The organism is Vibrio sinus, assembly GCF_023634645.1.
GTDB lineage: Bacteria > Pseudomonadota > Gammaproteobacteria > Enterobacterales > Vibrionaceae > Vibrio > Vibrio sinus.
Genome location: NZ_JAMKMR010000015.1, coordinates 84470 through 93564 on the forward strand (window position 1 = coordinate 84470; position 9095 = coordinate 93564).

Genomic DNA, 9095 nt, shown 5'->3' on the forward strand with positions numbered 1-9095 from the left:
AACAGAATAAAGCAACTTTAAGTGTGGTGTAACAAATTTTTTAAAGCGGGCTCTAATCTTGAGAAATTAAACTGAAACCCGAGTTCAGTGAGCCGTTTAGGTTTGGCTCGGGCACTGTCAAATAGCAAAATGGAGCTTTCCCCCAACGCCATTTTAAGTAACCATCTGGGGGTGAACATAAAGTGTGGGCGCCTGAGCGACTTGGCTAATAACTGGCTAAAATGTTTATTGGTCACCGGATGTGGTGCACAAAAGTTGAACTTGCCATGGGCGTGAGGTGTGTTAAGCAAATACACGATGCCTCTCACCATATCTTGAATGTGAATCCAAGGCATATATTGTTGGCCATTTCCAATTGGGCCGCCGAGGCCAAGTTTATATGGAGGCAGCATTTTGCCCAATGCACCGCCATCTGCTTTTAACACTATTCCTGTTCTTAGTATGCAAACACGGGTGTATTCAGAGCGGGCTCGCTTGGCGATTTGTTCCCAAGTCGAGCAGACTTGGTGAGGAAAATAAGGTTGGTTGACGTGCAAGCTTTCATCAAATGGGTGTGCCTCTTGATTGCCATAATAGCCAACTGCGGAGCCACTAATAAACACAGCGGGAGGTTCACCACTGGCGTGGATAAGATTGACCAGTTGCTCAGTGATTTTCCAGCGGCTGTTGCAGATGAGCTCTTTTTGCTTTTTAGTCCAGCGTTTGTCCACAATAGGTTCGCCAGCTAAATTAATGACAGCGTCGAAATCATTCAGATCGCGCAGCTCTGAAAGGGAAGAGATGTAATCGATATTGCCGTGATCGGTATAGCTTAACGTGCGTTTCGCTAAAGCAATATCACGAGTCAGCAGGACGACTTTGAACGTCGTAAAGTGTTTCAACAGCTCTTTGCCAATAAATCCTGTTCCGCCTGTTACCAGTATCTTCATTATTCTTCCTTCCTTTGTGGTAACAGTATAGCAAGGGCTTTAAATTTGTCGTGAACGTCTCCTCAGTACTCTATCAGTCATATGTGTCGATTGTGGTTAAGAGTCAGAATGGCCCAAGGAGCGCGCAGGATCAATCACATCTCGGATTCTCTGCTTTAAGACTTTGGCTTCAGGAAAGCCGCCATCTTTTTTTCGTTCCCATACTTGGTGCTCATTACAAATGATTTCGAAGCGCCCACCTGTATCTGGGTGTAGGCTTACCGATTCAATATCTTCGCTAAATGTACTTAAGAGCTCTTGGCACAACCAAGAGGAACGAAGCATCCAATTGCACTGGCGGCAGTAGTAAATGTCAATGTTAGCTTTGATGGTTGCGCTCATAATGTATTGCCCCATGAAAAATTAAGGCGTACCTAGTGGCACGCCTTAATCAAAGATAAATTAATCTGTGGAGAGCAGGGTAGAGCCGTGGCCGAGACTGGTTAACAACAATGTTTTGTCGTTGACCACATCAATGCGGCGGCTTTGCTGTGCATCCATACGAATCAATTGAGTGATCAAATGCAATTGTTTCTGCGTAAACTCTTTGGTTTCTGCTGATGTTACATCTTTAAATTCAGTTGGAGAGACGATGAGATAGTCGTCGCTAATGCTCCATTTTCCCGCTTCGGAGATATTGATGACATTGGCTAACACGACTTTTCCGTTCTCTTCGGCATATAATCGCGCCACAGAAGAGCGTATATAGGTACCGTTAGGCAAATATTTTACGTTGGAAATGAGGGTGCCTTTCTTGATTGGCCCAATCGCTTCTTCAGGTAACTTAGTGTCGATGACGGTTACCATATTGGATTGCCACTCTTGAGAGGTGAGTATCTGCTCAACTTTGAGATCGCTTCCCCAGTACAACCATCCACTAAATAATATTGAAAGGCCAAGTAAACCTGCTGCTATTTTCTTGTTCATTGTTGTTCTCCAGCCGATCGACACACATTACTTAAATCTTTTTGGCTAGCAAATATTCGGACGGTAACGTTTTCGTCTGAATGGGAGACAGCGTGAATATAGTTTAGTACCAGCTGATTATCCTGGCCTCCGGTTGCGATAACCTTAAACGTCGGAGAGCCATCGGCATGAGTTTGTGTGTACTGTTTAACGCATTGTTTAATCGTTGGAATCCATTTATCAATCGGCGGATGACTTGCCAGTGTTAACACCGGGATATTATTCACTGTCTCTAAGCGAACAAACTTAGAATCAGAAGGGCGAGTAAATAAGACAACAATTAAGGGAATGAGGATCGCTACCAGTAACATTGCCCCAACCGGCCAGCTCATTTTAGACGCTTGAGGTGTGGGTGGGGGCGAAGTTGGCGTTGGAGAAGTTGCCGCGGATGTGTGTGATGGCCGTTCTAGTTGAAACTGGCTTGCCATGTCCGTTTCGTCTACTCCAGCAGCGACTTCGTCTTGAGGCGTATCACAGGCCAGTAGTGGCGTAGTGCGCTCCACGCTGCATATCAACTGATAGCCACGCTTTGGCACGGTTTTTACGAATACTGGGGATTTGGTCGAATCTTTCAACATTTTTCTTAATGTTGAAATGGCTTGGGTTAGGCTGGAGTCGTCGACCTCAAAGCCTTGCTCCCTCCAGACAAACTCATGCAGTTCATTGCGTGACACAACTTCGTTGGGCCGCTCTGCTAATAATAAGAGTATGCGGCTTTCGTTGCTGCCAAGCCGAATGGTTTCATCTTCGCCTGCTTGATCAACTAGGGAGTTGTTGTTGGGGTCAAAAGTAAATCGATTATCTAGAATAAACTTGGTGCCAATATTACTCATTGAATTCTTCTTTGTGTTTGCTTATTTTTTAATCGAAACCTAGTCTTAGTGTCCGTACCAAGCGTTCGCTCGTCAAGTTTTAGATTGTTTGATAATAATTTAATTGCCAAGAATAGTAAAAATAAATAAAAAAAACATCGTTTTTAGTCCCTTAAACCTTGAATTTACACTTTTCAGCCTCATCTTTACAGCCAAAGTAATAGTAAACAGCGCCCAATCAGTGTGGGTGCGAGTTAATTTAGCAGATGTCACGGAGCTAATATGAGCGAAACTGCAACCATGAATAAAGAAACTCGAGGCTTTCAGTCGGAAGTAAAACAATTACTTCACTTAATGATTCACTCTCTGTACTCAAACAAAGAGATCTTTTTACGTGAGCTAATTTCGAACGCGTCGGATGCTTCAGACAAGCTACGTTTTCAAGCATTGTCGAACGCGGATCTTTACCAAGGCGATGCGGAGCTAGGTGTTAAGCTGTCTTTCGATGAAGCAAACAATACTCTGACCATTTCTGATAACGGTATCGGCATGAGCCGTGATGATGTGATTGAGCATCTCGGCACTATTGCGAAATCTGGCACTGCGGAATTCTTCTCAAAGCTTTCTGAAGACCAAAGCAAAGATTCTCAGCTTATTGGTCAGTTTGGTGTTGGCTTCTACTCAGCGTTTATCGTTGCTGATGCTGTGACCGTGAGAACTCGTGCAGCTGGCCTTGCGGCTGATCAGGCTGTTCAATGGCACTCGACAGGTGAAGGTGAGTACACGATTGAAGACATCAATAAAGAGTCTCGTGGTACTGACATCGTTCTTCACATGCGTGAAGAAGGCAAAGAATTCTTAAGTGAGTGGCGTCTTCGTGATGTGATTGGTAAGTACTCTGACCATATCGGTATTCCTGTGTCTATTTTGACGAAAGTGAAAGATGACGAAGGGAAAGAAACCGAAGAAACCAAATGGGAACAAATCAACAAAGCTCAAGCCCTGTGGACTCGTAACAAATCAGATATTTCTGACGATGAGTACAACGAGTTTTACAAGCATGTATCGCATGATTTCGCTGATCCTCTACTTTGGAGTCACAACCGCGTAGAAGGTAAGAACGACTACACAAGCTTGTTATACATTCCGGCAAAAGCGCCGTTTGATATGATGAACCGTGAGCACAAAGCTGGACTTAAGCTTTATGTTCAACGTGTATTCATCATGGATGACGCTGAGCAGTTCATGCCATCTTACTTGCGTTTCGTTAAAGGTCTTATCGATTCAAATGATTTGCCACTGAACGTATCTCGCGAAATATTGCAAGACAACAAAGTCACTCAATCACTTCGTAACGCCTGTACTAAACGTGTACTGACTATGCTTGAGCGCATGGCGAAAAACGACGAAGAGAAGTATCAAAGCTTCTGGAAAGAGTTTGGTCTAGTGATGAAAGAAGGCCCAGCAGAAGACTTCTCTAACAAAGAGAAAGTAGCAGGATTACTTCGCTTTGCATCAACAGAGGTAGACTCAGAAGCACAAACTGTTGGCCTTGCAGCATACGTTGAACGTATGAAAGAAGAGCAAGATAAGATTTATTACCTAACAGCAGACAGCTATGCCGCGGCTAAAAACAGCCCACACTTGGAGCAGTTTAAAGCGAAAGGTATTGAAGTTATTTTGATGTACGATCGCATCGATGAATGGTTGATGAACTATCTGACTGAGTTTGATGGTAAACAGTTCCAGTCGATCACTAAAGCTGGTCTTGATTTAAGTAAGTTTGAAGACGAAGCAGAGAAAGAAAAACAGAAAGAAACGGAAGAAGAGTTCAAATCTGTTGTTGAACGTACGAAAGAATACCTAGGCGAGCGTGTTAAAGAAGTTCGTACGACCTTTAAGCTTGCGTCAACACCTGCTGTGGTTGTGACCGATGATTTTGATATGGGGACGCAAATGGCGAAGCTGCTAGAAGCGGCAGGTCAAGAAGCGCCAAAAGTGAACTACATTTTTGAAATCAACCCTGAGCATGAGTTGGTGAAACGCATGGCAGACGAAGCAGACGAAGAAGCTTTCGGACGCTGGGTTGAAGTGCTACTAGGTCAAGCGATGCTTGCTGAGCGTGGTTCGATGGAAGACCCATCTCAGTTCTTAGGTGCGATAAATACGCTGTTGGGTAAGAATTCCTAATCAAGCGGAATAAAAAGAAAAGCTCGCTGTTGCGAGCTTTTCTTTTATATATGTATCCATATGAAAAATAGATACATATTGACAATTTAGCTGGCTGATCTATGTGAGTACAATTACAGTGCACATTCAGGATTAAGTCAAAAAGTTTAAAACTTGTGTTAAACTAAACAGCTTATAGATTAAGAATCATGCGAATGTTACTTTCGCGTGGTAGAACTTAAGCAATTAAAATCGTTGTATCAATAACCTACGTATTTGATACACAGCATAAATTCTAAAGAGGATTAACCATGCGCATCATTCTTCTAGGTGCTCCAGGTGCAGGTAAAGGCACTCAGGCTCAGTTCATCATGGAGAAATTCGGTATTCCACAGATTTCTACAGGTGACATGCTACGTGCTGCTATCAAAGCCGGTACTGAGCTTGGTAAGCAAGCGAAAGCAGTAATCGATGCTGGTCAGTTAGTGTCTGATGACATTATTTTGGGTTTGATCAAAGAGCGCATTGCTCAAAACGATTGTGAAAAAGGTTTCTTGCTAGACGGATTCCCGCGTACTATTCCTCAAGCTGATGGGCTAAAAAGCATGGGTGTTGACGTTGACTACGTGATTGAGTTTGATGTTGCCGATGACGTTATCGTTGAACGCATGGCAGGTCGACGTGCTCACTTAGCTTCTGGCCGTACTTACCACGTGACTTACAATCCACCAAAAGTGGAAGGTAAAGATGACGTAACAGGTGAAGATCTTGTGGTTCGTGATGACGATAAAGAAGAAACAGTACGTGCTCGTTTAGGTGTATACCATGAGCAAACAGCACCATTGATTTCTTACTACGGTAAAGAAGCAGAGTTGGGCAACACTAAGTACCTAAAATTTGATGGCACTAAGCAGGTGTCTGATGTAAGTGCTGACATTGAGAAAGCATTGTCATAATTCGCTTGCATCGATAAAAATATGCAATAAAAAGAGCGGCCTTATTGGCCGCTTTTTTATACAATGATTGAGCTGATACCTAAGTGGCTTCTCTGACTCTATTTGAGGCGATTTAGGTATATCATCAATTTATCTGGCAGGTGTTTATGGAAAACAATCAAAATAAAGGTGTGCTACTTGTCAACTTAGGGACGCCTGATGCTCCCACCGCTCAATCGGTAAGACGCTTTTTAAGTCAATTTTTGCACGATAAACGGGTGGTTAATATGAACCGTCTGTTGTGGTGTCCAATTTTACATGGGGTGATTTTGCCACTGCGCTCACCAAAGGTTGCTAAGTCCTATCAAAGTATCTGGATGGAAGGTGGCTCTCCATTGTTGGTGCACTCAAAAAACCAGGTAGACAAGCTGGAAAGCAAATTAGGATTGCCTGTTGAGCTTGGCATGACTTATGGCGTGCCAAGTATTGCAAGTGGTATTGATAAGCTCATCGCTCGTGGGGTAGAACACTTGATCATATTGCCACTGTACCCGCAGTATTCGGCCACGACGACCGCTGCGGTATCTGATGCTGTCTTTCGCGCCTTTAAGACGGTAAAAACCATACCCACTTATCATTTTGTACGAGATTACTGTACAAGTCCAAGTTACATCAAAGCGCTGGCCGCATCAGTGAGAAAGCATTGGCAAACCAATGGCAAAGGAGACTATTTGCTTTGCTCCTACCATGGTATCCCTAAGCGTTTGGCTGACAATGGCGATATTTATCCGCAACACTGTGAGCAGACGACTCAACTGTTAGCACAGGAGCTTGGTCTAGACGAAAATCAAATGGGTATGGCCTATCAATCTAGATTTGGCCGTGAAGAGTGGTTAAAGCCATACACCGATGATGTACTAAAAGCTTTGACTGAGAAAGGGGTGATGAATTTAGATGTGATTGCGCCGGCTTTTTCTGTCGATTGTTTAGAGACGTTAGAAGAAATATCCGCTCAGTACAAAGACCTGTTTATCCAGATTGGTGGCCAGCAGTTTAACTATATTCCATGTTTGAACGATTCCGATGAGCATATCGATATGATGGAGCAGCTTGTAAAGTAATTTTTGGCTATACAAAACGTGCTAGTAAATGGCGATAAAAAAACGGAGCCTCTCGAGGCTCCGTTTTTACATGTCCGCGTAAATTACGCTGCGCTTTCGCTAAGCGCTTTGTCTTCAGTGGTGCCACCACGACAAATGCGAGTCAGCATTGGCGCGATGATGAAAGTGACAACCGCGATAGCCAGTGTCCAGTAACCAATCTTACCAAATACTTCACCATAGATAATGAGCGACTGGTGTGGGTCAGTAATGCCAGTAGGAGCAGCAGTTAAGCTTGCTACCCAGCCAGCAAGGACAGCAGCTGTTGCTGACGTTAGGAACCACATACCCATTGCAAAGCCCATCATACGTTGTGGAACCAACTGTGCCACCATGGCTAGGCCAAGACCGGATACTAAAAGCTCACCAACAGATTGGAATGCGTAGCTAAGAACCAGCCAATCAGAGCTTACAATGCTATCTTTGTTTGCAAAGTGCACGCTCCAAGAAAGTACTAGGAAAGCAATTGCACACAATAGCATACCGATCGCGAATTTGAATGGCATTGATAGGCGCTCACCCAATTTGTTGTAGATCATCGCCAAAATCGGGCTCGCAATCATGATCCATAGAGGGTTCAATGCTTGGAACTGCTCTGGAACCACTGGGATACCAAACACGTCGTGTGTCACGTTGTGAATCGCGAAGAAGTTCAGAGATGTTGGCATTTGGAAATACAGCACAAAGAAGACGATACCTTGTAGCATCAGTACGAAGGCTACGAGCATTTTCGCACGTTCAATTCCAGAAATAGAAAACGCTTCTTTGAAATAAAGTGCCAAAATGATGATACCAGCAATTGCAAGAATTGCGTGTGCAACGCTTAAGTGTTGCAGTAGGTAAGCGCAGACAAAGCTCGCGATAACGCTGCCGATTATAACGACTAGCGTTTTACCCATGTTTAATGGCGCTAGGTCCGCTGGTGAGCCCACACCTTTAAGCATGCGTTGGCAGAAGACAAAGTTAACAACGGTGATAATAAGACCTGCGGCACTGACGCCAAAAGCCATGCCGTAGCCTAGTTTTACTGCGACGTAGGGTGTAAGGAGCATTGAAAAGAAGGAGCCCAGGTTGATCGCCATGTAGTACATAGTAAACGCGCCATCTAAACGAGGGTCGTTTTCTTCATAACACTTAGATAGAAGGCTTGATGGGTTGGCTTTAAATAGGCCGTTACCTACTGTGATAACACCCATTGCAATAAAGATGAAGGTTTCGCCACCAAGGTGAGATTTGCCAGTTGATAGGCCTAACAATGCGTAACCTACGGTTAAAAAGATAGCGCCAAGAGTAATGGTTCTTTTCGTGCCCAGTACTTTATCACCAATCCAACCTCCAGCAGCGACAAACCCATAGACAAGAGCAGAAAAAGCGCCAAATAGAACAAATGAAGTTGACTCTTTCATACCTAGTATTTGCACTAGATAGACAGTCAGAATCGCTTGCATACCGTAGTAGCCAAAGCGCTCCCAAAACTCGATAGAGAATATTAAATAGAACTGTTTAGGTTGCTTGAATACGTTCAAGTCGGACATAAAAGTTTCCTGTAAATACGTTGTGTTTAGTTAAATTAGGCCAAGCAGTTTGTTGTGGTTTTTTAAATGCTTTGTTAATCACTGAAGGCGAAACAAAAATTACCGACGCAAATTATCACTGATGACTGCAACATTAAATGATAAAAATGCAATATTATTGTGCTTTATTGATAGTTAGATAGGTATAATTGTCGTCAAATTGTCATTTTTCTATTATATTTCGGCATGTTAAGAGGGTGGCAAAAATATCTGGCAAGGGTATAAATTATAACGTTTTGTTTGGATATTTGTGACAAGATCAGGTGTTTCCTCTATTTACGGGTTTGTAAGTAAGTTTTGTGTCTCTATTGTTATTTTTGTTAATATTATTTTTTGAAAATGAGGCGGGATATGTTGTTTTGTACGGTAAAATAACTAAGACCTGGATAGGAGTAGAGAAGTTTTTGTTTCTTATTAATGGGTTATGGATAAGTTGCTGATGTTGATATCAGCAATGGTAGCGAGTTTACACTGGCTACCAATTGATATTAGCGTTTTCGCTAATTGTTGT

8 protein-coding genes are annotated in these 9095 nt (G+C 43.1%); 3 read left to right on the forward strand and 5 right to left on the reverse strand.

Going from position 1 to position 9095, the window contains the following annotated elements:
- Positions 1–17: 17 nt before the first annotated feature.
- The 4 genes from M9194_RS15530 to M9194_RS15545 form a co-directional block, all read right to left on the reverse strand.
- Positions 18–929, reverse strand: coding sequence for a TIGR01777 family oxidoreductase (locus tag M9194_RS15530; protein WP_250613597.1), 912 nt, complete (start codon positions 927–929; stop codon positions 18–20).
- 96 nt (positions 930–1025) lie between these two features.
- A complete protein-coding gene (locus M9194_RS15535; protein ID WP_250613598.1) occupies positions 1026–1310 on the reverse strand; it encodes an Rdx family protein in 285 nt (94 codons plus the stop codon).
- Positions 1311–1370: 60 nt separating this feature from the next.
- Positions 1371–1895, reverse strand: coding sequence for a regulatory protein ToxS (locus M9194_RS15540; RefSeq protein WP_250613599.1), 525 nt, complete (start codon positions 1893–1895; stop codon positions 1371–1373).
- Positions 1892–2767: a transcriptional regulator gene (locus tag M9194_RS15545; RefSeq protein WP_250613600.1), complete on the reverse strand. Its 876-nt coding sequence runs from the start codon at positions 2765–2767 to the stop codon at positions 1892–1894. Before M9194_RS15545 ends, M9194_RS15540 begins: the two co-directional genes overlap by 4 nt.
- Positions 2768–3028: 261 nt before the next feature.
- On the opposite strand from M9194_RS15545, the gene htpG reads away from it, so the two are divergent.
- The 3 genes from htpG to hemH all read left to right on the forward strand — a co-directional run bounded on the left by htpG (position 3029) and on the right by hemH (position 6971).
- Entirely contained in the window at positions 3029–4936 is a 1908-nt protein-coding gene (gene htpG / locus M9194_RS15550) for a molecular chaperone HtpG (RefSeq protein WP_250613601.1), read from the forward strand.
- Positions 4937–5226: 290 nt separating this feature from the next.
- Positions 5227–5871: an adenylate kinase gene (gene adk, locus M9194_RS15555; protein WP_250613602.1), complete on the forward strand. Its 645-nt coding sequence runs from the start codon at positions 5227–5229 to the stop codon at positions 5869–5871.
- 146 nt (positions 5872–6017) lie between these two features.
- Positions 6018–6971 carry a ferrochelatase gene (hemH, locus tag M9194_RS15560; RefSeq protein WP_250613603.1) on the forward strand — a complete coding sequence of 318 codons (954 nt, stop codon included), beginning with the start codon at positions 6018–6020 and terminating at the stop codon, positions 6969–6971.
- An 83-nt stretch (positions 6972–7054) separates the two neighbouring features.
- Here the strand turns inward: hemH and dtpA are convergent, their stop codons facing one another.
- Positions 7055–8545 carry a dipeptide/tripeptide permease DtpA gene (gene dtpA, locus M9194_RS15565; protein WP_250613604.1) on the reverse strand — a complete coding sequence of 497 codons (1491 nt, stop codon included), beginning with the start codon at positions 8543–8545 and terminating at the stop codon, positions 7055–7057.
- Positions 8546–9095: the final 550 nt, after the last annotated feature.